Consider the following 23,082-nt stretch of genomic DNA (forward strand, 5'->3'; position numbering starts at 1 on the left):
TCTCTAGCGCGGGGTCGCCAGGCGTCCCCGGTCGGCGCGGGCGGGGCCGTCTGCAGAGGGTCGGATGTCGAAGTCGAAGATATCCACCGGGAGCCCCACCGTGCAGCAGGCGCTCGGGATGTCCACGATCGCGCTCACCCGTCCCTCGATCGGGGCGGTGCTCAGGATCGCGTACGCCTGCTCCTCGTCGTAGCCGAACATCCCGAGGTACCGGATCGCCTTGAGGCACGCGTCCCGGTAGGAGACCGTGGCGTCCACATAGTGCTGTGTGCCTTCGTCGTCCACGGAGATCCCCTCGAAGAGCAGGTAGCGCGAGGGGGAGAAGTGCGGTTCTATCGGGCTCGGCTGCACGACGGCGTTCGCGATCCCGTAGCGGTTCATGCCGTCCTTGATCAGGTCGACGTGGAAGTCGATCCAGCCCGCGGTCTCGATGGCGCCGCAGAAGGTGATCTCACCGTCGCCCTGCGAGAAGTGGATGTCTCCTACCGAGAGGTTCGCCCCGGGGACGTAGACCGGGATCCAGGCCCGCGCCCCGCGCGAGAGGTTCTTGATGTCGTGGTTGCCGCAGTTCTCCCGCGGCGGGACGGTGCGCGCAGCCTCCCTCGCTACCCGGTCGCGCTCTGCCCCGGAGAGCGAGCCCAGGATGGCGTTCTCCTCCGTCGGGGGGTTCGCGAGCGGGGGGACGCGGCCCGGGTCCTTGGAGATGAGCTCCTGCTCCCTGCGGTTCCAGCGGGCGAGGAGGTCAGCACTCGGCGCGGTCCCCATCTGGCCCGGGTGGACGATGCCGGGGAAGCGTACACCTCCGATGTGCCGGCTCGAAGCGTAGATGCCGTCGAAGCTCCAGATCGCCTTGCGCGCCTCTGGGAAGACGTCGGCGAGGAAGCTGCCGCCGTTGTCACGGGCGAAGATCCCGGTGTAGCCCCACTGGTAGTCCGGGAGCACCCCGATGTCGAGCAGGTCTACCACCAGCAGGTCCCCCGGCTCGGCCCCGTTTACGGCGACCGGTCCCGAGAGGATGTGCACCCTGCTCAGGGGCATGTCGCGCACGTCGGAGGCGTCGTCGTTGTCCTGGATGAAGCCGTCGGTCCAGTCCTTGCACTCCACCCGGAAGACGTCCCCCGGGTTGACCGAGGCGACCGGTGGTATCTCCGGGTGCCAGCGGTTGTGGACGGGCGGATCTTGCTCCTCGGCCGGTTTGGTCAGGTCCACCTTGAGCAGGGGCTCAGGCATTGTGCTCCTCCTTACTTTTGCCTGTATTCTCTCTCGCTGACCGGTCACCGTCAACGATGATTTATCGCCGGTGTACCGCTGGATGAACCAGGCCGCTCGGGGACGGGCGGGTTTGTTGCTAAGATAGCCCGCGTGGTTCTGAGCATCATGGCGGAAAGAAGGGAGGACGCTTGAAGCTCGTCACCTACTCCACCGATGGAGGTGGGCCGAAAATCGGGTACGTCGAGGATGGCAAGGTTGTGCCGCTCGGCGGCTCCAGTATGATCGAGTACATCGAGCACGGCCGGGGCGCCGAGAGACAGCCGGGCGGGGAGAGTCTGGCGCTCGATGAGGTACGGTTGCACGCCCCGGTGCCCGATCCGCAGAAGGTCATCGCGATCGGGCTCAACTACGAGGACCACGCCGCCGAGACCGGAGCGGAGATACCGAAGAAGCCGATCGTCTTCGCAAAGTACCCGAACACGATCATCGGTCCCGGAGAGACGATCGTCGTCCCGCCGATAACCCGGCAGCCCGACTACGAGGCGGAGCTCGCCGTGGTCATAGGTCGGCGGGCGAAGAACGTCCGGACGGAGGAGGCGCTGGAGTACGTCTTCGGCTACATGAACTCCAACGACGTCTCCGCGCGCGACCTGCAGTTCTCCGAGGGTGGGCAGTGGAGCCGGAGCAAGTCGCTCGACACCTTCGCCCCGATAGGACCCTATCTCGTCACCCGCGACGAGGTCCCCGACCCGCAGTCGCTCGCGATCCGTTGCCTGCTCAACGGCGAGGTCGTGCAGGAGAGCAACACCTCGAAGATGATCTTCTCCGTCGCCGAGCTCATCGCTTTTCTGAGCGAGGGGATGACGCTCGTCCCGGGGGATATCATCATGACCGGCACGCCCCCGGGCGTCGGGATGGCGCGGGAGCCGCAGCTGTGGCTCAAGGACGGTGACGAGGTCACCATCGAGATAGAGGGCCTCGGCAGCCTCACCAATCCGGTCGAAGTGCTCTGATGGACCTCGCCGCCGCGCTGCGGGAGGTCCTTCCCCCCGGGCGCGTCCGTACCGACCCTGAGACGATCGAGCACCACGGGCGGGCGATCTTCACCTACCACGAGCCTCGACCGCCGGAGGTCGTCGTCTTCCCGGAGAGCCGGGAGGAGGTCGTCTCAGTCTTACGCTTCGCGAACGAGCACCGCGTCCCGGTTACCCCCTTCGGCCAGGGAAGCAGCCTGGAGGGGCACACCATCCCGCTCGAAGGCGGGATCAGCCTGGATCTCGGCAGGATGGACCGCATCCTCGAGATACGGCCGGAGGACATGGTCGCCCGGGTGGAGCCCGGCGTGCGGCGCCTGGCGCTCGAGGCAGTCCTCAGGGGCTACGGGCTCTTCTTCCCGCCCGACCCGGGATGGGATGCGACCATCGGCGGGATGACGGCGACCAACGCGAGCGGGACCAACGCGCTGCGCTATGGCGCGATGCGAGAGCGGGTGCTCGGGCTCGAGGTGGTTCTGGCCGACGGGAGGGTGATCAGGACCGGCGGGCTCGCCGTGAAGTCCTCCGCCGGCTACAACCTGACCCCGCTCTTCGTCGGCTCGGAGGGGACCCTGGGCGTCTTCACCGAGATCACGCTCAGGCTCCAGCCCCTCCTGGAGAGCGCGGTCGCCGCGCGGACCACGTTCCACGGGATCGAGGATGCCGGGGAGGCCGCCGTCGCCGTGGTCCGCTCCGTGGCGGGGGCGACGCGGGTGGAGCTGGTCGACGCCCGCACCGTGGAGGCGGTCAACGCTTACAAGGGGACCTCCTACGAGGTGGCTCCGACGCTCTTTCTGGAGTTTGCGGGCAGCGTCGAGGGGGCTGAGGCCGACGCCCGGCGGGCGGAGGAGATCTGCCGTCGGGCGGGATGTCTGGCCTTCGAGGCCGAGCGGGACGAGGCGGCGCGCAGACGGCTGTGGGAGGCGCGGCACGAGGCGGCGCTCGCGGTGGCGGAGCTCTACCTGGGGCGGCTTCCGATGACCACGGATGTGTGCGTACCGATCTCCGAGCTTGCTGGCGCTCTGCGCCACGCCCGACGGGCCATCGCCTCGCGGGGGATGGACGGTGTGATCCTGGGGCACGTCGGCGACGGGAACTACCACGCCATCTTCCCCGTCGACCCCTCCGACCCGGAGGAGAAAGAGCGGGCCCGACGGGTCGTCGAGGAGATCGTGGATTACGCCCTCGAGCGCGGCGGCACCTGCACCGGCGAGCACGGCGTCGGGTACGGCAAGATAGCCCACCTGCGCCGCGAGCACCCCGACACCGTGCCGCTCATGGCGCAGATCAAACACCTGCTCGATCCCGCGGGCATCCTCAACCCCGGAAAAGTCGTCCCGCCGGCGGGGTAGAATAAAAGCATGGAGCGCACGATAAGGGTGGTGGTGGCGAAGGTCGGCCTCGACGGGCACGACCGGGGTGCCAAGATCATAGCCCGCGCCCTGCGCGACGCCGGGATGGAGGTCATCTACACGGGGTTGCACCAGACCCCCGAGCAGGTGGTCGAGACCGCCATACAGGAGGACGTGGACGCGATAGGAATCTCGATCCTCTCCGGGGCGCACATGACGCTCGTCCCGCGGGTGGTGGAGCTCCTGCGCGAGCAGGGCGCCGACGACATCCTGGTCTTCTGCGGTGGCACCATACCCAAAGACGACATCCCCAGGCTCAAGGAGCTCGGGGTGGGCGAAGTCTTCACCCCCGGCACCCCGACGTCGAAGGCCGTGGAGTACGTCCGGCGAGCCGTTCCGGCGCGGGACTAGGGGTTTTCTGCAGGCCAGATACCCGGAGGAGGAAGCTTTGGACTACGTCAGGGTGGAGGAGGAGGGTGGTATCGCCGTCCTCACCGTAGACCGGCAGGACAAACTCAACGCCCTGAACCCGCAGGTCGTGGAGGAGATAGGACAGGCGCTGCTCGACAGCGGGAACAAGGAGGTGCGGGCGATAATCGTGACGGGGGCGGGGGAGAGAGCTTTCGTCGCCGGGGCGGACATCGCCGCGATGAGCGAGATGGACCCGATCGAGGCGAAGCGTTTCGCGGAGACGAGCAACGCCGCGATGGCGCTTTTGGACCGCAGCCCGATCCCGACGATCGCCGCCGTGAACGGATTTGCGCTCGGCGGCGGGTGCGAGATAGCGCTCGCCTGCGACATCCGCGTCGCCTCGGAGAACGCCGTCTTCGGCTTCCCGGAGGTATCTTTGGGCATCATCCCCGGCATGGGCGGCACCCAGCGCCTGCCGCGCCTCATCGGACCCGGCCTGGCCAAGGAGCTCATCTTCACCGGACGACGCATAACCGCCGCCGAGGCGAAGGAGATCGGGCTCGTGAACAGGGTCGTGCCGCAGGGGGAGGCGCTGGATGCTGCCCGCTCCATCGCCTCCGAGATCGCCGGCAACGGCCCGCTCGCCGTCCGGCACGCGAAGGCCGCTGCGAACAAGGCGCTCGAGGTGGATCTCATAAGCGGGCTCGACTACGAGTCCGACCAGTTCGCGCTCCTCTTCTCCACCCGGGACGCGAAGGAGGGGATGAGGGCCTTCGTCGAGAAGCGTGAGGCCTCCTTCGAGGGCCGGTGATAAAGGAGGTTATCCTCCGGGCCCGCTACTCGGAGACCGACGCCCAGGGGATAGTCAACAACGCCTCCTACCTCTCGTACTTCGAGGTCGGTCGGGTGGAGTGGCTGCGGGCGGCGGGCGTTTCCTACCGGGAGATAGAACGCTCCGGGTATGGCTTCGTCGTGGTCGAGGCGCACGTAAACTACAGGAGGCCCGCCTTCTTCGACGACGAGCTTACGCTGCGCACCGGGCTCTCGGAGGTCGGCAGGGCTTCGATGCGCTTCGACTACACCCTGCTGCGCGGCGGGGAGACGGTCGTCACCGGCTATACCCGCCACGGGTGTATAGACCTCACCACCGGCCGGCCAGTGCGGGTGCCGAAGGAAATCGCCCGGCTCGCAGCGCTCCGGGAGGATGGCCCGGGGGCCGTCCCCCGATAGCGCTCCTCCGCCACTGCTTTGGCCATTCCGGGTGCACCATCCGTAGCGGGGGTGACCCACCCGGCGTGTCACGGGGAGGTCCGCCGTCTCGTCTTCTCGGGTAGAGGATGGACCTGAAGGAAGCACGAAGGAGGCTGGCATGGAGGGTGGCGGGTCCGATGCCGATGTCGTACGCTTGACCATCATGGGCTGTGCACCCCGTATCCGGGGCGGTAGGTTGCGGTGAGATCCGACGAGGCATCCGCCGCGGAGGTCTTCGAGGAGCACCGCGGGCTTCTCTTCTCGATCGCCTACCGGATGCTCGGCAGCGCCACGGACGCCGAGGACGTCCTGCAGGAGGCGTACCTGCGCTGGCGGGAGGTTGCTGCGGACGAGATCCGCTCTCCACGAGCCTACCTCTCGACGGTGGTCACCCGGCTGTGCATGGACCAGCTGCGCTCGGCGAGGGCTCGCCGGGAGGAGTACGCTGGTCCGTGGCTGCCGGAGCCTCTCGTGGTGGACGCCGCGGACGACCCGGCACTCCTCGACGAGACGCTCTCGATGGCGTTTCTGGTGCTTTTGGAGAGCCTCTCTCCGGTGGAGCGGGCGGTGTTTCTGCTGCGGGAGGTCTTCGACTACGATTACGCCGGGATCTCAGAGATCGTCGGCAAGAGCGAGGCCAACTGCCGCCAGATCGCGCGCCGCGCCAGAGAGGCGGTCGCCGCCCGCCGCCCCCGCTTCGATCCGGCCCCCGGGCAGGGGGAACGTCTGGTGCGGCGTTTCATCGAGGCGTGCATGAGCGGAGACATGGAGGACCTGCTCGAGTCGATGTCCGAGGAGATAACCCTCTGGACGGACGGCGGCGGGCGGGTACGCGCGGCGCGCAACCCCATCCACGGCTCCGACAGGGTGGCCCGGTTCCTCCTGGGTGTGATCCCCGAGGCTTCGGAAGAACTCGAGATCCGGTACGCCCGCGTCAACGGCCAGCCGGGGCTCATCACCTACCATCCGGATGGAAGTCCCCAGGGGGCAGTGGCCTTCGATGTCTCCGGGGGGCGCATCGCCGCCATTCGCTTCGTCGTCAACCCGGAGAAGCTCCGGAGCATCCCTCCACTGGAGGAGGTCGAGCAATGATCCCGAGGCTGGCTCTAGAACCCTTCGCCGACCAGTGGGCGGTCCTGCTCACGACCTACAGGCGCGACGGGACCCCTGTGGGGACGCCGGTCAGCATCGTCGTGGAGGGGGACCGCGCCTTCACCCGCACCTGGGATACGGCTTGGAAGTTCAAGCGCATCCGCAACAACCCGGAGGTCGAGATCTCACCCTCCACCCCGCGCGGCAGGCCCACCGGACCGGCGATCCGGGCCCGCGCCCGGGTGCTCTCCGGCGAGGAGTCGTACCACGCCGCAAAACTCCTGGCCCGCAAGTACCCGATCCTGCACGGCCTTCTGGTCCCTCTGTTCCACCGTCTGCGCGGCTACAGGACGGTGCACATCGAGCTCGAGCCGCTCGGAGATTAGAGGAGGGGCGTCATGAGAGTGCGGAACCTGCTTGCTCCCTTGAAGGTCTTCGTCCGGACCCGCTACGGGCGGGTGCCGGACCTGGTGCGGCTCCTGATCCAAAGCCCCGCCATCCTGGCGGCGGTGGGGATTTACGAGGGGGCGCTGCTCTTTAGCGGGCGGGTGGACGGCCGCACCAAGGCGCTCGCCGGGCTCAAGACGAGCTCGCTCATCGGGTGTCCCTTCTGAATGGATATCGGCTCTGCCGTGGGCAGGGAGCTGGGCGTCACCGAACAGCAGCTGCGCGAGCTGCCGCGCTACCGGGAGAGCGCGGCCTTCTCGGAGGAGGAGCGGCTGGCGATCTGGCTCGCCGAGGAGATGGCCAAGACCCCCGTGGAGATCCCAGCCGAACTCTCAAGGAAGCTGCGCCGGCACTTCGACGAGGCGCAGCTCGTGGAGCTGGCCGCGGTGATCGCCTGGGAGAACTACCGGGCGCGCTTCAACCGCGTCTTCGGGGTGCGGCCGGTCGGTTTCTCCGGAGGAGATTTCTGCGTGTTGCCGGAGGAGCCGCGGGCGTGAGCGGGGACGCGGATCGCGGCGTGCTCTGGCGGGGCGGGCGGCCCAACGCAGCCCTGCGGTTCGGGTTGCGCCTGCCGGCATACCTCTACCGCTGCGGCCTTGGGTGGATCCTGGGGCATCGTTTCCTGCTCCTGGTCCACGTGGGCCGACGCAGCGGCAGGGTGTACTACACGGTGCTGGAGGTAATCCTCTACGACCCAGAAAGCAGGGAGAGCGTGGTCCTCTCCGCCCGCGGAGAGAGGGCCGACTGGTACAGGAACATCGAGGTACGCCCGGCGCTCGAGGTGAGGACCGGTCGGGAGCGCTACGAACCGGAGCACCGGGTTCTCTGCGACGGGGAAGCCTACGCAGCGCTCACGGAGTACGCCGTCCGGCATCCGCTGGCGGCGAGGGTGCTGGCCGCGGTGTTCGGCAGCCCTGAGGCGATCCGCTCGGCCGCAGCGCGGCGGGATCTCGCCCGCTCGGTTAAGCTGGTCGCCTTCCGGCCCCGGGAGGTGTCTGAGCCCGGGCGCCGCAGGCTCAGAGCCGCTCGATGACGGTCGCGGTGGACATCCCGTGTCCGATGCACATCACCTGCAGCCCCAGCTGCCCGTCGGTGGCCTCGAGCCCGCAGAGCAGCTTCGACATGAGCCCGCCGCCGGTCGCGCCCAGCGGGTGGCCGTGGGCGATCGCGCCGCCCCACGGGTTGACCTTCTCCATGTCGGGCTCGAACTCGGCGGCCCAGGCGAGGACGACTGTGGCGAAGGCTTCGTTTATCTCGATCCAGTCGAGGTCGGAGATCGAGAGCCCGGCCCTCTCCAGGGCCCGATGGGTGGCCGGGATGACCCCGGTGAGCTGCATCGTCGGGTCGCTCCCGACCGCGACCCGCGCCAGGAAGCGCGCCCGGGGCTTGAGCCCCGCCGCCTCCGCGGCCTCCCGGTCGGCGACGAGCACGGCCGAGGCTCCGTCGGAGATCTGGGAGGAGTTGCCCGCCGTGACTATCCCGTCCTCGCGGAAGACCGGCGCAAGCTGCGCCATCTTCTGCGGGTCCACGCTACGACGGACGCCCTCGTCGGCGGTGAGCTCGACCTCGTTACCCTCCGGGTCGAGGCCTCTGGTGGGCAGGATCTCGGGATGCTTACCCCTCGCTGCGGCCCGCCGGTGGCTCTCGGCGGACAAAGAGTCGGCGTCGTTACGGGTTATGCCCCACGCCTCCGCGATCCTCTCTGCGCTTTCGCCCTGGTGGACGAGTTCCTTCCTGGACAGAAGGTCCGGGTCGAGCTTCTCGAAGCCGCCGCCGATGTCGCTGAACATCGGGACGCGGGTCATGCTCTCGACGCCGCAGGCGACGACGAAGCGGGCGTCACCGGCGGCGATGGCCTGGGCGGCGAAGTGGACGGCCTGCTGGCTCGAGCCGCACATGCGGTTGAGGGTCACGGCGGGTACCTCGTCCGGAAGTCCGGCGAGCATCACCGCGAGACGGCCCACGTTCGCTCCCTGCTCGCCGGCCTGGGTGACGCAGCCGCAGATCACGTCATCGATCTCCTCCGGCGCGAGCCCGGAGCGCTTGACGAGGCCCCTCAGGGCGTGGGCCAGAAGCGAGGTGGGCCTCGTCTCCCGTAAGGTCCCGTCGCGCCTCCCGAACGGGGTGCGTACCGCCTCGACTATCACCGGCTCTGGCATTCTCATCCCTCCACTGTGGTGAGCGTAAGGCTGCTCGGGTGATCGGGGTCGTGGAAGATCCTCTGGTGGGCCACCTCGGTGCGCGAGGAGCGGGCGCCGCTCTCGCCGGTGTTCAGGTTGCGATCCCAGCGCGGGAAGCTGCTGGAGGTGATCTCGAGCCGGATCCTGTGCCCGGCCCGGAAGGTGTTGCCGGTCGCCCAGAGGTCTATCCTGTACTCGTAGACCTCGCCGGGTTTTATGGGCGAGGGGGCGGTGGGGGAGATCACACCCGGCTCCGGGTAGCTCTCGCGGGCGCTCGCCCGGATGATGCCGTCGGCTATCCCGATCGCACGCCCGTCGGGGTGCACGTCCACCAGCCGGGCGACGAAGTCGGTGTCCGGGGCGGAGGAGGCGGCGAAGAGCCGCACCCAGACCGGCCCGAGCACGGTGTAATCGTGCTCCAGCGGCCGGCTCGTGTAGCACAGGACGTCCGGGCGCTCCTCGTTGGGGGACTGGTCGCGGGCCCCGGCCCGGTAGATCTGGGGCATGAGTATGCTCCCGCCGAGGGTGGGGACCGGGTCTTTCGGGTCGTAGTCGTAGACGTCGGGCTCCCCGGAGGGCGCCTCCCGGGTGAGCGAGCCGCCGCCCGAGAGGTGCCAGACCTCCTCACGCGCCCCTGGCGGGGGCCACTCCTCGTAGCCGCGCCAGCGGTTCTCGCCCATCACGAAGACCTCGACCGGCGGGCGGTCGGCGAGAGCTTCTTCCCTGCCTTTCAGCGTGGCGTCGAAGAAGCGCAGGTGGTAGTCGGCGAGGTCCCCCCGGTAGTTGAGAAGGATGCCCGAGCTCCCGATGCCGAAGTCCAGCTCCCCGAGGGTGCTCCCGAAGTCGCCGTGCGTCCAGGGACCGACGAGCAGGCGCGGCGGTGGTGTGCCGCGCCGCTCCGCCACCTCCTTCATCGCCGCGTACTGGCGCAGCGTCTCGCCGAGGAAGATGTCGTACCAGCCGCCGATGTGCAGCGTGGCCGCCGAGACGTCACCGTATCTGCCGTCGATGTTCAGCTGCTCCCACCACCCGTCGTCCACGCCACGCTCGAAGCCCTCCCGGACGAACGGGGTGAGGCCGTCCGGGTCCGGCAGCTTCGTGAGCGGCAGCACGTCGTACCCGCCGCCGGCCTGGAGGGTGTCTATCGCGGCGACGAGCTCCGGGAGCTTACGCCCGAGCTGCTGCGGGTCGTCGCGGTAGCGCCGGAAGAGGATGTCCGGGGCTATGGTCGTGACGGCCCAGGAGTAGATGGTCCCGAGCTCGTAGGCCCCGCCGCGCATCTGGGCGCCGTTGAGGTGGTTCCCCCAGGTTATGCCGGGGACCATGCTCAGGAGGGAGGGCGGCTTCGTCACCGCGGCCTGCCACTGGGTCTTGCCGTAGTAGGAGAGCCCGAACATCCCGACCCGGCCGTCTGCGCCCGGGAGCCGCGCGGCCCACTCGACGGTGTCGTGGCCGTCCTCGTACTCGCTGGCGAACGGCTCGAACTCGCCCCCGGAAGCGAAACGGCCCCGCACGTCCTGCACGACGACGATGTAGCCGCTCCCGGCGGCGCGCACCGGGTCGAGGAAGGTGGTGTAGGAGGGGATGTCCTTCCCGTAAGGCAGCCGGGTCAGGAGGACCGGGTAGGGCCCGCCTTCGGCCGGACGGTAGACGTTTGAGAAGAGCGTCGTCCCGTCGCGCATCGTGGCGGGGACGTTCTTCTGCACGACTACTTCCCGAATCTCAGCTGGCATCAATCCCCTCCTTCTCGGGAGCGCGCGGCTTCGTTCTTCCTCGGGGATATCTTACGCCCGAATGGAGCGTTTTTACTGGCTCTTCGCCGCCGAGTAGTCCTTGAACTGCTCGCGCAGCGCCATCTTCAGGAACTTGCCGGTCGCGGTGTGCGGGATCTTCTCGACGAACTCCACCGCGTCCGGGAGCTGCCACTTCGGGAAGTGCGGGGCGATGTGGGAGATTATCTCCTCCGCGGTCGCGCTCCGGCCCTCCTTGAGGACGACCACCGCGAGCGGGCGCTCCTGCCACTTCGGGTCCGGGATGGCGATGACGGCGGCCTCCGCGACGGCGTCGTGCGACATGATCGCGTTCTCCAGCGCCACCGAGCTGATCCACTCGCCACCGCTCTTTATCAGGTCTTTGGAGCGGTCCTGGATCTCGATGTAGCCGTTCTCGTCTATGGTGACGATGTCGCCGGTGCGGAACCAGCCGTCCTCGGTGAACTTGTCCCTGCCCTCCTCGGTATTGAAGTAGCTGCTCGCGACCCACGGCCCCCTGACCTCGAGCTCGCCCATGGTCTTCCCGTCCCAGGGGACGAGGTCCACCGCTCCGCGCGCCCGGAACTCGATGAAAGCGGCCGGCGGGCCCTGCTTGGCTCTGATGCGGTACTTCTCGTCCTCGGGCAGGTCGTCCATCCAACTGCGCAGGTTGCACACCGAGCCGACCGGGTCCATCTCGGTCATCCCCCAGGCGTGCACGACGTTGAGTCCGTGGCGCTCCCGGTAGGCCCGGATCATGCCCTCCGGCGCCGCCGAGCCGCCGACGATGATGGCGCGCATCGCCGAGAGGTCGTGGGCCCCGGGGTTTTCGTCCAGCTCGCGCAGGACCCCGAGGAAGACCGTCGGCACCCCGGCGGTGATCGTCACCTGCTCCTGCTCGAAGTCTTCCAGCAGGCTCTTCGGGTCGAGGTGCGGCCCCGGCAGGACCTGCTTGGCCCCGACTAGCGTCGAGACGAACGGGATGCCCCAGGCGTTGACGTGGAACATCGGGACGACCGGGAGCACCGAGTCGCGCTCGGCTATCCCTAGCATGTCGGTCATGCCGAGCGAGATGGAGTGCAGGCAGATGGAGCGGTGCGAGTAGAGCACCCCTTTAGGCCTCCCGGTGGTACCCGAGGTATAGCACATCGCCGCAGCATCCCACTCGTCCGGCTCGGGGTAGGAGAAGGCACCTTCGTCGGCCTCCCCGACGAGCTCCTCGTAGTCGAGCATGGCCTCTGGGGCGCTCCCGCCGTAGGTGAAGACCACCACGTGCTCCAGGTCCACCCGGTCCCTGAACCCGTCGAGGAGGCCCAGGAGCGTCTCGTCGATCATGAGCACCCGGTCTTCCGCGTGCTCGATTATGTAGGCGATGTCGTCCGCCGAGAGGCGCGGGTTTATCGTGTGCAGGACTCCCTCCGCGCACGGGATGCCGAAGTAGGCCTCCAGGTGCTGGTAGGTGTTCCACCCGAGCGTCGCCACCCGGTCGCCGGGACGCACCCCGAGCGCTTTGAGCGCCACGGAGAGCTTCTTCGCCCGCCGGACGAAATCCCGGTAGGTGTAGCGGTGGAAGCTTTTGTCCGGACGTCGGGTGACTATTTCCTTCGGGCCGTAGAGGTCGTCGGCCCGCCGGAGCATGGCCGGAAGCGTGAGCTGATACTCCATCGTGAGGCCTCTCACCGCATCTTCCTCCTGATCTTCCGTGCCGGTTCCAGGGAGGACCGGCGCCCTTTCCCTCACCAAAATGGCTGCGTTCGATGTTAACATTCACCATGATCCGGTACAACGCATGGGACGCTCGAGGTTCGTGCTGCCCGGAGGAGATCCACCACGGAGAGGAAGGGTGATGGAGTCGGAGCTCGTTCAGTTCATCCTGCTGTTGGTGCTGTTCGCGACGGTACTCGTCGGTGCCTACTGGTTCGTGTACTTCCCCGGAGGGAACGACCGCCGACGCGGCGGTTAGCGGGAGGGAGGGGTGCAGGTCTCGGCCAAGGCCGACTACGCGCTGCGGGCCGCCGTCGAGCTGGCCCGGGCCGCGATGGCCTCCGAGGGGCCGGTCAAGGGCGAGCGGCTCGCCGAGAAGCAGGGCATCCCGCGTAAATTCCTGGAGAACATCCTGCTCGACCTCAAGCGCGCCGGGATAGTGAGGACCCAGCGCGGAGCCTCCGGGGGATACTGGCTCGCCTTGCCCCCCGAAGAAGTGCGGCTGGCCGACGTGATCCGGGCGGTCGAGGGGCCTCTGGCCAACGTGCGGGGTGAGTGGCCGGAGGAGGTCGAGTACGGCGGCGTGGCCCGACCGCTGCAGCAGGTCTGGATCGCGGTGCGCGCCAACCTGCGCGCCGTGCTGGAGAAGGTGACGCTCGCGGACGTGGTCAGGGGGGAGCTACCCGAGCACGTCGTCAGCCTGACCGAGGATCCGGAGGCCTGGGTCCACCACTGAGCCCCCTTACCTGAGGCTGTTCTCCTCGATCTCCGCCGGGGTCTTCAGATAACCCAGAAACTCCAGCTTCTCGATGACCTTCCTCGCGCTCTCCTGTGGGCTCTCCTGGTCGGTCCTGAGGTGCAGCTCCGGGGCGGCCGGCGGCTCGTAGGGGTCCGAGACGCCGGTGAACTGCTTGATCTCGCCCTTGAAGGCCTTCTCGTAGAGGCCCTTGACGTCGCGCTCGGCGCAGACCTCCAGCGGCGCGTCCACGAAGACCTCGACGAAGTCTATGATCCTGCGCCGCACCTGATCACGGGCCTCCTTGTACGGGGAGATGGCGCTCACGATCACCGCCACCCCGTTGCGCGTCAGCAGGTTCGCCACGAACCCGATCCTGAGCACGTTCACGTTGCGGTCCTCGCGGCTGAAGCCGAGCCCTTTGGAGAGGTTGGTCCGGACGATGTCGCCGTCCAGAACCTCGACTTTGCGTCCCCTCTCCCTGAGCTCCCGCTCGACTATCTCGGAGATGGTGGTCTTCCCGGCCCCCGAGAGCCCGGTGAACCACAGCGTGAAGCCGCGCTCCTCGCCCCGCAGGTACCTGTACATGTTCCCTCCTCAGCTCTCTCTCATGCCTTCTATCAGGACCTCTACGACCTCCGGACGCGAGAACTCCGGCGGCGGGTACTCCCCGCGCCCGAGCATCTCGCGCACCCTGGTGCCGGAGAAGAAGACGTGTGATTCGGCGTCGTGCGGGCAGGTCTTGGTGGTGGCCATCCCGCCGCAGTTGAGGCAGAAGAAGGCGTGCTCGAAGAAGAGCGGCGTGATCCCGAGCTCGTCCGGATCGAACTCGTCGAAGATGGCCTGCGCGTCGTAGGTGCCGTAGTAGCTTCCGACCCCGGCGTGGTCGCGACCGACTATGAAGTGAGTGCAGCCGTAATTCTTGCGGCAGATGGCATGGAAGATGGCCTCCCTCGGGCCGGCGTAGCGCATCGCCGCCGGGAAGACCGCGAGCACCGTGCGGTCTTTGGGGTAGTAGCGCTCGAGCAGCACCTCGTAGGAGCGCATTCGTACGTCCGCCGGGATGTCGTCCGACTTGGTCTCGCCCACCAGCGGGTTCAGGAGCAGCCCGTCGACGGTCTCGAGCGCGCTCTTCTGGATGTACTCGTGCGCCCGGTGGACGGGGTTTCTGGTCTGGAAGCCGACGATGCGCCGCCAGCCTTTCTCGCGGAAGATCTCCCTGAGCTCCGCAGGCTCGTAGTAGTACCCGGGGAAAGGCCGCGGCGTGGGCTCTTCGACGAGCAGCGTGACCGTGCCCCCCACCAGCAACTCCCCCTGCAGGAAGAGGTTGGCCACTCCGGGGTGCTTCTCGTCGGTGGTGCGGTAGACCTCCTTAGCCTCCTCTTCCCTGTCGTAGGGGTATACCTCCTCGACCGCCATCGTGGCCACGACGTGGCCGTCCTGGGCGGTGAGGGCGATCTCCCCACCCTCGCGCACACCTTCGAGCTCCTCACGGTCCGCCGCGAGCGTCACGGGCATACTCCACGCGAGCCCACCGGCGAGGTGCATGCCCTCGACGACGCTCTCGTAGTCCTCGCGGTTCATGAAGCCCTCGAGGGGCGAGAAGACGCCCGTCGAGATCATCTCCAGGTCGGAGAGCGCCCTCGGCCCGAGCCTGAGGCGGGGCAGACGGCTCGCTTCCTCCAGCCTCTCTTTTCGTTCGTCTTCCGGTGCCCGGCGGTCGACGAGTATCCCGCCGTGCGGCGCGATGGGGTCATTTTCGGTCAGCAAACTATTCTTCCTCCATCGGAGATCGATGCATGAGAGATCAAACTTACCATGTATCCGCGGCGGCTTCTACGCCGCGCTCCTTATGACGTTGGCGGCGAGCTGGTAGTAATAGGGCAGACAGTGCTCGTAGACCGCGCGCAACCCGGCCGGGAGCTCCGGGTCGCGGCGTTCTACGGGCTCTATCCCGGTGCTGTTCTGGGCCTTCTCGTGCCACTCCTCCCATCTCTCCCACTCCGGGACCTCTGAGGGGCGCCACGAGAGGGCGCCGGGGTCGAAGGGGACGCCGACCCGCTCGCAGTAGGCGGCGAGGATCCCCTCCGGATCCTCGCTGAAGCTCATCGCGTCGACGACGACGGGGCTCTCCCCGGTGCGCTCGACGAGCTTGAAGAGCCGGTAGGCCTGCTCGTAGCCGGTCTCCTCCGGCGTGAAGTCCGGCCACATCTTCCTGAGCGAGGAGATCACGTACTTCGGCTCCCGCACTATGAAGGTGTTCTGGAAGTGCGAGACGAACTCCTCGTCCATGAACCCCCGCACGTGGTAGGCCATGTCCTTCACGAAGACCCGCTTCTCGCGCGGGCGCAGGATCTCCTCCAGCACCCTCCCGTAGTTGTACTCGGGTCTGGGGGGCTCGTCTTTGTAGCGGTCGCTGCGGCGCTCCTCGCTGTAGTAGTAGGAGGCGGAGAAGGGTTCGTGGAAGACCTCGAAGTCGTCCCTCTCCACGAAGACCCTCTCGAAGGCGGTGGATATGGACCTCGGTACCGCCCACAACGCTATCGGCTTGTGATGCTCCATGTCATGCTCTCCTTTCGAGCTTCGAGCCGCTTACATAAACTGTGCGTATTCTTACCCCGGCCGCGGGCTTTGAGGCGCGGATGCCCGGGCTTTTTGACGCTTGGTTTCGAGGTGTTGTACCTTTCAGACTAGCGAATGCTGGAGAGGAAGGGAAGGTGCCCGGTGGCAGGGGTTGAGTTCTATTACGACCTCGTGAGCCCGTACTCCTACCTGGCGTACGGTCGGGTGGAGCGCATCTGCGAGAAATACGGGGCGGATCTGGTCTTGAAGCCGGTGCTGCTCGGTGCTCTGCACAAGGCCGCCGGAATAAAGGCCCCGGTGGAGAGCCCGATGAAGGCCCGCTACCAGGAGCGGGACATCCGGCGCTGGGCCCGCCGCTACGGGCTGCCGCTGCGGTTCCCGGACCCCTTCCCGTTCCGCACGCTCAAGACGATGCGCGCGGCTCTCTACTGCGAGAGCCTCGGGAAGCTCCCGGAGTTCACCCGCGAGGCGTTCGCGCTCTACTGGGAGGAGGGTGGGGCCCCCAAAGGGTTCGAGGAGGCCTGCGAGGACGGCCCGCTCGCGGAGGTGGCGCGCAGGATCGAGGTGGAGCCGGAGGAGCTTCTCGCCGGGGCCTCCGCGCAGGAGGCGAAGGACGCCCTCCGGGCGGCGACCGAAGAGGCGCTCGGGCGCGGGGTCTTCGCCGCCCCGACCTTCTTCGTCGAGGACGAGATGTTCTGGGGCAACGACCGGCTGGATTTCGTCGAGGAGGCGCTGGATGGCTGAGGAGTTCGGGGTTCGTTCGGTCGAGGTGGATCTCGGCGGGAAGAGGGCGCTCGTTACGGGGGGTGCGAGCGGGATCGGGAGGGCGTGCGCCGTCCGGCTCGCTCAGGCCGGGGCGAGGGTCGCGGTGCTGGACCTCGACGGCGAGGGGGCGCGGAAGGTCGCGCGCGAGATCGGCGGGGAGGCCATCGAGGCCGACCTCTCGGACCTCGAGGCGGTCGGAGAGCTCGGTATATCCGCCGACATCGTCGTCAACAACGCCGGGCTGCAGCACGTCGCTCCGGTCGAGGAGTTCCCGCCGGAGCTGTTCACGAAGATCATCCGGATAATGCTCGAGGCGCCGTTTCTGCTCGTCAGGCAGGCGCTGCCCGGGATGTACGAGCGGGGGTGGGGCAGGGTCGTAAACATCTCCAGCATCCACGGGCTCGTCGCCTCCGAGTACAAGAGCGCCTACGTTGCGGCCAAGCACGGGCTGGAGGGTTTCTCGAAGGTGCTCGCGCTCGAGGGCGGCCCGAAGGGCGTGACATCCAACTGCATCTGCCCGTCGTACGTCAGGACGCCGCTGGTGGAGGGTCAGATCTCCAACCAGGCCCGCCGCCACGGGATCCCGGAGAGCGAGGTGATAGAGAAGATAATGCTCGCCGAGCCCGCGATAAAGCGCCTCGTCGAGCCCGAGGAGGTCGCCGAGATGGTCCTCTACCTCTGCTCGCCCGCCGCCTCTTTCATAAACGGCGCCTCGCTCACGATAGACGGCGGCTCGACCGCCCGCTAGGCTGGTAGGATAGCCGCAGAGAGAGGAGAGCCGAGGGAAAGGAACGTCCGATGCAGACCGTCACCGAGGGCACGCTGCTCTGGGAGCCTTCCGAAGAGTTCAGAGAGAGGGCCAACCTGACCCGCTACATGCGCTGGCTGCGAGAGGAACGCGGGCTCTCTTTCGAGGATTACCACGAGCTGTGGAGGTGGTCGGTAGAGAGCCTGGAGGATTTCTGGGGGAGCCTGTGGGAGTACTGCGGGGTCCTCCACGACGGCTCCTACGAGAGGGTCCTCGCCGAACGCACCATGCCCGGCGCCCGCTGGTTCGAGGGGACCCGACTCAACTACGCCGAGCACATCTTCCGCAAGGGCTCTCCGCAGAGGAGCGCGCTGGTCCATGCTTCGGAGCTCAGGCCCCTCGGCCAGGAGAGCTGGGGGGAGCTCGAGAGCCGGGTCGCCTCCCTCGCCGCGGGCCTGAGGGAGCTCGGGGTCGGGCGGGGGGATAGGGTCGTCGCCTACCTCCCGAACATCCCCGAGGCGATCGAGGCGTTCCTCGCGTGTGCTTCGATCGGGGCGATCTGGTCCAGCTGCTCGCCGGACTTCGGTGTCGGGAGCGTCGTGGACCGCTTCCGGCAGATAGAGCCGAAGGTGCTCCTGGCGGTCGACGGCTACCGCTACGGCGGGCGCGACTACGACCGGATGGAGGTCGTGGCGAGGATAGAGCGTGAGATCCCGAGCCTCGAGAAGACCGTCCTTCTTCCCTACCTGGGCGAGAGGCCGGACGTCGCCCGTCTCGGGAACGCGATGGGCTGGGAGGAGCTCCTCGCCTCCGGCGAGGGTGCCCCGCTCACCTTCGAGCGCGTCCCGTTCGACCACCCCCTGTGGGTACTCTACTCCTCCGGGACGACGGGGCTTCCGAAGGCGATCGTGCAGGGCCACGGCGGGATACTGCTGGAGCATCTCAAGCAGATCGAACTCCAGATGGACCTCGGAGAGGACGACCGCTTCTTCTGGTTCACGACGACCGGATGGATGATGTGGAACATCGTCGTGGCGGGCCTCCTCTCCGGGGCGGCGGCGCTCCTGTACGACGGCAACCCCGGATACCCGGACATGTACGCCCTCTGGCGCTTCGCCGGGGAGACCGGGATGACCCACTTCGGGACCAGCGCCGCGTACATCACCGCGTGCATGAAGGCGGGGATAGAGCCGGGACGCGAGCTCGAACTCCCGCGCCTGAGGGCGATAGGCTCGACCGGCTCGCCGCTGCCGCCCGAGGGGTTCGCCTGGGCCTACGAGCACGTCAGGCGCGACCACTGGCTCTTCTCGACCAGCGGCGGCACCGATTTGTGCACCGCGTTCGTCGGGGGCTGCCCGCTCCTTCCCGTGCGGGCCGGCGAGCTGCAGTGCCGCGCTTTGGGGGCGAAGGTCGAGGCCTTCGACGAGGAGGGCAACCCGCTCGTGGACGAGGTGGGGGAGCTCGTCATCACCGAGCCGATGCCCTCGATGCCGCTGTATCTTTGGGGGGACGAGAGCGGCGAGCGTTACCGGGAGAGTTACTTCTCGATGTACCCCGGGGTGTGGCGGCACGGCGACTGGATCAAGATAAAGAAGAGCGGCTCGTGCGTCATCTACGGCAGGAGCGACTCCACGATAAACCGCGGCGGCGTCAGGATGGGGACCGCCGAGATCTACTCGGCCGTCGAGAGCGTCCCGGAGGTTCTCGACTCGCTCGTCGTCGACGTCCAGCGGCCCGACGGGACCGCCTACATGCCGCTTTTCGTGGTGCTCCGCGAGGGTGTGGACCTCACCGCGGAGATCGAAGCCGAGATAAAGCGGCGCATAAGGGAGTACTGCTCGCCCCGGCACGTCCCGGACGAGATCCTGGCTGTCCCCGAGATCCCGAAGACCCTCAACGGCAAGCGGCTCGAGGTGCCGGTCAAGAGGATCCTCTCCGGGACCCCGCCGGAGAAGGCGGCGAGCCGCGACGCCCTGGCGAACCCGCGCTCTCTGGACGTGTTCGTGGAGCTCGCGAGGAGGGAGGAGAGTTGAGCTACGAGACGGTCATCTTCGAGAGGCGGGGTGCGGTCGCCGAGATCGCGCTGAACCGCCCCCGGGCGCTGAACGCCTTCGACGCCACCATGCACCGCGAGCTCTACGACGCGCTCGGCCGTGCCGCGGAGGACGAGGGCGTGCGGGCCCTGCTCCTGCGCGGGGAGGGGCGGGCCTTCTCCTCCGGCGCCGACCTGAAGGACGAGGGCGTGCGCGGCGAGGACGGCTCGCTCGCGGACCTCGGGGACTACCTGCGACACACCTACTCCCGCACCGTTCTGCTTATCGCCTCGATGGAGAAGCCGGTCGTCGCGGCGCTCGGCGGCGTCGTCTACGGGGCGGGTGTCGGGATCGCGCTCTCCTGCGACCTGAGGGTCGCTGCCGAGGACGCCCGCATCTCGGTCGCCTTCGTCAACATCGGGCTCATGCCCGACGCCGGGACGACCTTCTTCCTGCCGCGGGTCGTGGGGCTGGGGCGGGCGATGGAGCTGAGCCTGCTCGGCGACGAGATCGGGGCGGAGGAGGCGGCCCGCATCGGGCTCGTCAACCGCGTCGTCCCGGCGGAGAGGCTGCTCGAGGAAGCCCGCTCCCTCTCGGAGAGGCTCGCCGCGATGCCGACCCGCGCCCTCGGCGAGACCCGCCGGGCGCTTCGGCGGAGCTTCGAGAGCGGCCTGGAGGAGGCGCTGGAGCGGGAGGCGGAGGGACAGTCGCGCTGCGGGCGTACCCGCGACTTCGAGGAGGGCGTGCAGGCGTTCTTCGAGAGACGGGATCCCCGCTTCACCGGGCGCTAGAGTCGGAGTTGTCGGCCGGGACGCCCCTCTCCGAGCACCTCCTCGCCGGCTTGATGTCCAGGATCGGGGTGCCGTCCAGCGCCTCGAGGTCGCGCACGAGGATCCTTCCGCCCTGGATCTCGACGACTTCGACCGGGTGCAGCCCGATAGGGTTCGGCCTGTCCGGGGAGCGAGTGCAGAACACACCGCGCTCGCCCCCGGAAGGATCCCCGCGGGGTCGCACCCGCAGCACGTCCCGGCTGGCGCGGTCGAGCCAGCTGAGAACGAGGATCTCGTCCCCCTCCCTGATTCCTTCGAGCCCCGGCACCGCCCACTCCTCGAGCAAGATCCAGGCGTCCGGCGCCCCCTCGCAGCCCTGCTTCGGCGCCGAAGCCCTGTCGGTGAGCGGCGACTTTACCCACCCGATCGGGACCGGGTCTATCTCCTTACCGTCCATCCATGCCCTCCATCGTCTCCTGCCCGGTCCTCTCCTCCAGGAGGATATCCGGGTCCACCTCCTCCAGGCCTGCCACCCCCGAGAGGGCCAGCGTGAGTTCGAGCTCGGCCATCATGTGGTCGATGACCGCCCCGACCCCCTCGGCCCCGGCCAGCGCCAGGCCGTAGACGTAAGGACGTCCTATCCCGACCGCCCGGGCGCCGAGCGCGAGGGCCTTGACCACGTCTGCTCCGGTGCGTACCCCGCCGTCCATGAGGACCGGCACCCTGCCGCCCACCGCCCGGGCCACCTGCGGGAGCGCCTCCAGGGAGGAGATCGCCCCGTCCACCTGCCTCCCGCCGTGGTTGGAGACGACGATCCCGTCGACCCCCAGCTCTACGGCCCTCGCGGCGTCTTCGGGGTGGAGGATGCCCTTGAGGAGCAGCGGCAGCGCCGTCGCCTCCCGCACCCGCCGCACATCGTCCCAGGAGAGCTCGGGGAAGGAGTAGGTCGCGACGAAGCTCTGCACCGCCCGTCGTCCCCGCCCCAGGCTCCCACCGCCCAGCCGGCGCAGGGCGAGCATGGTCTTCAGCAGCGAGGGGGAAGGCCGTATCCGGGGTGATGGGCCTTCCGGGGAGTCCTCCAGCGAACCCATGAACTCCGGGTCCGTCACGTACTGGGCCAGCCCCCGCCCCTCGAGGAACGGCAGGTGACCGAGGTCCAGATCCCGGGGCCGCCAGCCGAGCTGGACCGTGTCCACCGTCAGGACCACGCCGGCGCATCCCGCGGATTCCGCCCGGCGCAGGAAGCTCTCCACCACCCGCCGCTCCGTGGGGTGGTAGAGCTGGAAGAAACGCGGGGTGTCGGGGCCCACCGCGTCCATCACCCCCGCCGCGGCCTCGATAGGACGGGAGCTCTGGTTCGAGAAGATCACCGGGACGCCGCGCCCGGCGGCAGCCCGGGCGACGGCGAGGTCGGCGTCGGGGTGCGCCAGCTCCAGCACCCCGATCGGGCAGAGGAACAGCGGCGCGGCCCACCGCCGCCCGAAGAGCCCTGCCTCCAGAGAGGGGGGCCCGGCCCCGCGTAGCATCCGGGGACGCAGCGCGTAGCGGTCGAAGGCCGCCCGGTTGCGGGCCATCGTCCTCTCGAGCCCCGCCCCGCCCGCCACATACGCCCAGGCCCTGCGCGACATCCTCCGCCTCGCCGCCCGCTCCAGAGCATCCGGGCGGGTGGGGACCACGGGCTTCTTCCCGAGGAGGCCCTCCAGGTAGATCTTCTGCTGGATCCTGCGTCCGATCATGGCTTTCCACCCGGGAGGCATTCTACCCCCCGCAGCGGGTATGGTGCCGCCCCATCGGGACGCCACATGCGGCACCAGGTCTTTGATCCCGTTTGCCTCGATTGAAGGGGATTCCGGTGATCCTCCCCGCGGCCGCTGTGCGCGTCTGCACGGAACGTTTGTCCCGGGCTGATCTCCTCCTTACGGTGGTGGGAGGTCAGCTTATGTCCCATCCCGAACTGAAGGTGGCGGACCGTGCGACGAGTGAGGACGGGGCTCGAAACCGGCCGGGCGGCCTTTTCTTACTCGGGATCGAAGAGCCGCCTCGGGTTCTCCTCGAAGATGGTCTTTATCTGCTCGTCGGTTATGCCGGCCTTCTTCATGCGGGGGACGACGTTCTCGAAGAGGTGGGTGATGTGCCAGTTCGCGACGAGTTTTTGCACCTCCTCGGGGAAGTTCAGGGGGCGTCCGAGCCAGTGGTTGACGGTGTCGTGGGAGAGGAGGATGCTGTCGGTGTGGCCGAGGCCCAAAAGCCCCACGACGCACGCCAGGCGCATCTCGTCCGGCGGCATCCCTACGAGCCCCTGCAGCCCGAAGCGGTCGAAGGCGATGTTGACCCCGTGTTCGAGGGTGGCGAGGTGGTAGGAGATATCGGTGTTGCCGTCCATGTGTCCGATCTGGATGCGCCGGGGGTCGGCCCCTTCGGAGATGAGCAACTCCGCCTGATCCGGGGCGGCGGTCCCCTCCTGGGTGTGGGTTATGATCGGCACCCCCGTCTCCCGCTGCACCCGGGCTCCGGCGCGGAAGAACATCGCCTCGTAGTCGGTGATGCGGTCTTTGCTCGAGGCGAGCTTGATGACCCCGGCCTTTATCCCGGTGTCTGCGATGCCCTCGGTGACCTCGCGCAGCATCATCTCGTAGATCTCGCCCTCGGCCACGCCGAACGACTGGCGGAACTTGAAGTACGCTGGGGCTCCCTCGCCCTCGTAGTAGTAGCCGGTGGAGCAGACGATGTTGATGCCGCTCCTCTCCGAGATCTCGCGCAGGAGCTCCGGGTCCCGCCCGCAGTCGTTGGGGGTGGCGTCCATCACGGTGGAGACGCCGTGGGATTTGACCCTCTCCGCGACCTCGAGACCGACCCTGAGCGCCTCCTCCCGGTCGTAGGGGCCGAAGGTGACGTCCCCCTGGTAACCCGGGTAGCCGAAGACGAAGTGCTCGTGCACGAGCGTCCTCCCGAGGTCGTCGGACGAGACGGGGCCGGTGACGGTGTTGACGGTCGCTGCCAAGGTTCCTCCTCT

Annotated in this window: 25 protein-coding genes; 15 read left to right on the top strand and 10 right to left on the bottom strand. The window is 68.1% G+C overall.

The window, feature by feature from the left end; genetic code table 11:
- Positions 1-3 precede the first annotated feature (3 nt).
- Positions 4-1,230 (bottom strand): formamidase, encoded by a 1,227-nt coding sequence (gene fmdA, locus AC6EKW_RS06145; RefSeq protein ID WP_273887826.1) that lies wholly within the window; start codon positions 1,228-1,230, stop codon positions 4-6.
- A 170-nt stretch (positions 1,231-1,400) separates the two neighbouring features.
- Between fmdA and AC6EKW_RS06150 the strand changes: the two genes are divergently transcribed.
- The 10 genes from AC6EKW_RS06150 (at position 1,401) to AC6EKW_RS06195 (ending at position 7,832) form a co-directional block, all read left to right on the top strand.
- On the top strand, positions 1,401-2,225 hold the full coding sequence (locus tag AC6EKW_RS06150) for a fumarylacetoacetate hydrolase family protein (protein WP_273887828.1): 825 nt from the start codon (positions 1,401-1,403) through the stop codon (positions 2,223-2,225).
- A complete protein-coding gene (locus tag AC6EKW_RS06155; RefSeq protein WP_498513928.1) occupies positions 2,225-3,598 on the top strand; it encodes an FAD-binding oxidoreductase in 1,374 nt (457 codons plus the stop codon). Before AC6EKW_RS06150 ends, AC6EKW_RS06155 begins: the two co-directional genes overlap by 1 nt.
- 9 nt (positions 3,599-3,607) lie before the next feature.
- Positions 3,608-4,009 carry a cobalamin B12-binding domain-containing protein gene (locus AC6EKW_RS06160; RefSeq protein ID WP_273841808.1) on the top strand — a complete coding sequence of 134 codons (402 nt, stop codon included), beginning with the start codon at positions 3,608-3,610 and terminating at the stop codon, positions 4,007-4,009.
- Positions 4,010-4,046: 37 nt separating this feature from the next.
- Entirely contained in the window at positions 4,047-4,820 is a 774-nt protein-coding gene (locus tag AC6EKW_RS06165) for an enoyl-CoA hydratase/isomerase family protein (protein WP_498513929.1), read from the top strand.
- Positions 4,817-5,239, top strand: coding sequence for an acyl-CoA thioesterase (locus AC6EKW_RS06170; protein WP_498513930.1), 423 nt, complete (start codon positions 4,817-4,819; stop codon positions 5,237-5,239). The genes AC6EKW_RS06165 and AC6EKW_RS06170 overlap by 4 nt, the downstream gene beginning before the upstream one ends.
- A 222-nt stretch (positions 5,240-5,461) precedes the next feature.
- Positions 5,462-6,352, top strand: a complete 891-nt coding sequence (locus AC6EKW_RS06175) for an RNA polymerase sigma-70 factor (protein ID WP_273887833.1) — start codon at positions 5,462-5,464, stop codon at positions 6,350-6,352.
- The gene (locus AC6EKW_RS06180; RefSeq protein ID WP_273887834.1) at positions 6,349-6,738 is read left to right on the top strand and encodes a PPOX class F420-dependent oxidoreductase; all 390 of its coding nucleotides are present in this window, start codon (positions 6,349-6,351) and stop codon (positions 6,736-6,738) included. Before AC6EKW_RS06175 ends, AC6EKW_RS06180 begins: the two co-directional genes overlap by 4 nt.
- Positions 6,739-6,750: 12 nt before the next feature.
- Positions 6,751-6,966, top strand: a complete 216-nt coding sequence (locus AC6EKW_RS06185; RefSeq protein WP_273887835.1) for a carboxymuconolactone decarboxylase family protein — start codon at positions 6,751-6,753, stop codon at positions 6,964-6,966.
- 18 nt (positions 6,967-6,984) lie between these two features.
- Entirely contained in the window at positions 6,985-7,296 is a 312-nt protein-coding gene (locus AC6EKW_RS06190; RefSeq protein ID WP_273887836.1) for a carboxymuconolactone decarboxylase family protein, read from the top strand.
- The gene (locus tag AC6EKW_RS06195) at positions 7,293-7,832 is read left to right on the top strand and encodes a nitroreductase family deazaflavin-dependent oxidoreductase (RefSeq protein WP_273887837.1); all 540 of its coding nucleotides are present in this window, start codon (positions 7,293-7,295) and stop codon (positions 7,830-7,832) included. Before AC6EKW_RS06190 ends, AC6EKW_RS06195 begins: the two co-directional genes overlap by 4 nt.
- Here AC6EKW_RS06195 and AC6EKW_RS06200 read toward each other — a convergent pair.
- The 3 genes from AC6EKW_RS06200 to AC6EKW_RS06210 form a co-directional block, all read right to left on the bottom strand.
- Complete coding sequence (locus AC6EKW_RS06200; protein WP_273887839.1) at positions 7,816-8,958, bottom strand: thiolase family protein; 1,143 nt, start codon at positions 8,956-8,958, stop codon at positions 7,816-7,818. The genes AC6EKW_RS06195 and AC6EKW_RS06200 overlap by 17 nt on opposite strands.
- A 2-nt stretch (positions 8,959-8,960) precedes the next feature.
- Positions 8,961-10,712 (bottom strand): CocE/NonD family hydrolase, encoded by a 1,752-nt coding sequence (locus tag AC6EKW_RS06205; protein ID WP_273887840.1) that lies wholly within the window; start codon positions 10,710-10,712, stop codon positions 8,961-8,963.
- Positions 10,713-10,784: 72 nt separating this feature from the next.
- Positions 10,785-12,410, bottom strand: coding sequence for a long-chain fatty acid--CoA ligase (locus AC6EKW_RS06210; RefSeq protein WP_498513931.1), 1,626 nt, complete (start codon positions 12,408-12,410; stop codon positions 10,785-10,787).
- Positions 12,411-12,705: 295 nt separating this feature from the next.
- Here AC6EKW_RS06210 and AC6EKW_RS06215 point away from each other — a divergent pair, with 295 nt between their 5' ends.
- A complete protein-coding gene (locus AC6EKW_RS06215) occupies positions 12,706-13,170 on the top strand; it encodes an RrF2 family transcriptional regulator (RefSeq protein ID WP_498513932.1) in 465 nt (154 codons plus the stop codon).
- Between the two features lie 6 nt (positions 13,171-13,176).
- Here AC6EKW_RS06215 and cysC read toward each other — a convergent pair whose 3' ends face one another.
- From cysC to AC6EKW_RS06230, 3 genes are all read right to left on the bottom strand, one after another.
- A complete protein-coding gene (gene cysC / locus AC6EKW_RS06220; RefSeq protein WP_498513933.1) occupies positions 13,177-13,758 on the bottom strand; it encodes an adenylyl-sulfate kinase in 582 nt (193 codons plus the stop codon).
- 9 nt (positions 13,759-13,767) lie between these two features.
- Positions 13,768-14,940 (bottom strand): sulfate adenylyltransferase, encoded by a 1,173-nt coding sequence (gene sat / locus AC6EKW_RS06225; RefSeq protein ID WP_273887845.1) that lies wholly within the window; start codon positions 14,938-14,940, stop codon positions 13,768-13,770.
- A gap of 66 nt (positions 14,941-15,006) precedes the next feature.
- Positions 15,007-15,732, bottom strand: coding sequence for a sulfotransferase-like domain-containing protein (locus AC6EKW_RS06230; protein ID WP_273887846.1), 726 nt, complete (start codon positions 15,730-15,732; stop codon positions 15,007-15,009).
- A gap of 162 nt (positions 15,733-15,894) precedes the next feature.
- Here AC6EKW_RS06230 and AC6EKW_RS06235 point away from each other — a divergent pair, with 162 nt between their 5' ends.
- From AC6EKW_RS06235 to AC6EKW_RS06250, 4 genes are read left to right on the top strand one after another with little or no spacing between them, the layout of a single operon-like run.
- Positions 15,895-16,497, top strand: coding sequence for a 2-hydroxychromene-2-carboxylate isomerase (locus AC6EKW_RS06235; protein WP_498513934.1), 603 nt, complete (start codon positions 15,895-15,897; stop codon positions 16,495-16,497).
- The gene (locus tag AC6EKW_RS06240; protein ID WP_498513935.1) at positions 16,490-17,266 is read left to right on the top strand and encodes a 3-hydroxybutyrate dehydrogenase; all 777 of its coding nucleotides are present in this window, start codon (positions 16,490-16,492) and stop codon (positions 17,264-17,266) included. Before AC6EKW_RS06235 ends, AC6EKW_RS06240 begins: the two co-directional genes overlap by 8 nt.
- A 50-nt stretch (positions 17,267-17,316) precedes the next feature.
- Positions 17,317-19,299, top strand: a complete 1,983-nt coding sequence (locus AC6EKW_RS06245; protein WP_498513936.1) for an acetoacetate--CoA ligase — start codon at positions 17,317-17,319, stop codon at positions 19,297-19,299.
- A complete protein-coding gene (locus tag AC6EKW_RS06250) occupies positions 19,296-20,090 on the top strand; it encodes an enoyl-CoA hydratase-related protein (RefSeq protein WP_498513937.1) in 795 nt (264 codons plus the stop codon). Before AC6EKW_RS06245 ends, AC6EKW_RS06250 begins: the two co-directional genes overlap by 4 nt.
- On the opposite strand, the gene tsaA is transcribed toward AC6EKW_RS06250, so the two are convergent.
- From tsaA to AC6EKW_RS06265, 3 genes are all read right to left on the bottom strand, one after another.
- Positions 20,077-20,526, bottom strand: a complete 450-nt coding sequence (gene tsaA / locus AC6EKW_RS06255) for a tRNA (N6-threonylcarbamoyladenosine(37)-N6)-methyltransferase TrmO (protein ID WP_273887853.1) — start codon at positions 20,524-20,526, stop codon at positions 20,077-20,079. The genes AC6EKW_RS06250 and tsaA overlap by 14 nt on opposite strands.
- The gene (locus AC6EKW_RS06260) at positions 20,516-21,805 is read right to left on the bottom strand and encodes an alpha-hydroxy-acid oxidizing protein (protein ID WP_498513938.1); all 1,290 of its coding nucleotides are present in this window, start codon (positions 21,803-21,805) and stop codon (positions 20,516-20,518) included. Before AC6EKW_RS06260 ends, tsaA begins: the two co-directional genes overlap by 11 nt.
- 281 nt (positions 21,806-22,086) lie before the next feature.
- Complete coding sequence (locus AC6EKW_RS06265) at positions 22,087-23,070, bottom strand: phosphotriesterase family protein (RefSeq protein WP_498513939.1); 984 nt, start codon at positions 23,068-23,070, stop codon at positions 22,087-22,089.
- Positions 23,071-23,082 lie beyond the last annotated feature (12 nt).

This window comes from Rubrobacter sp. M3-4, assembly GCF_059772285.1.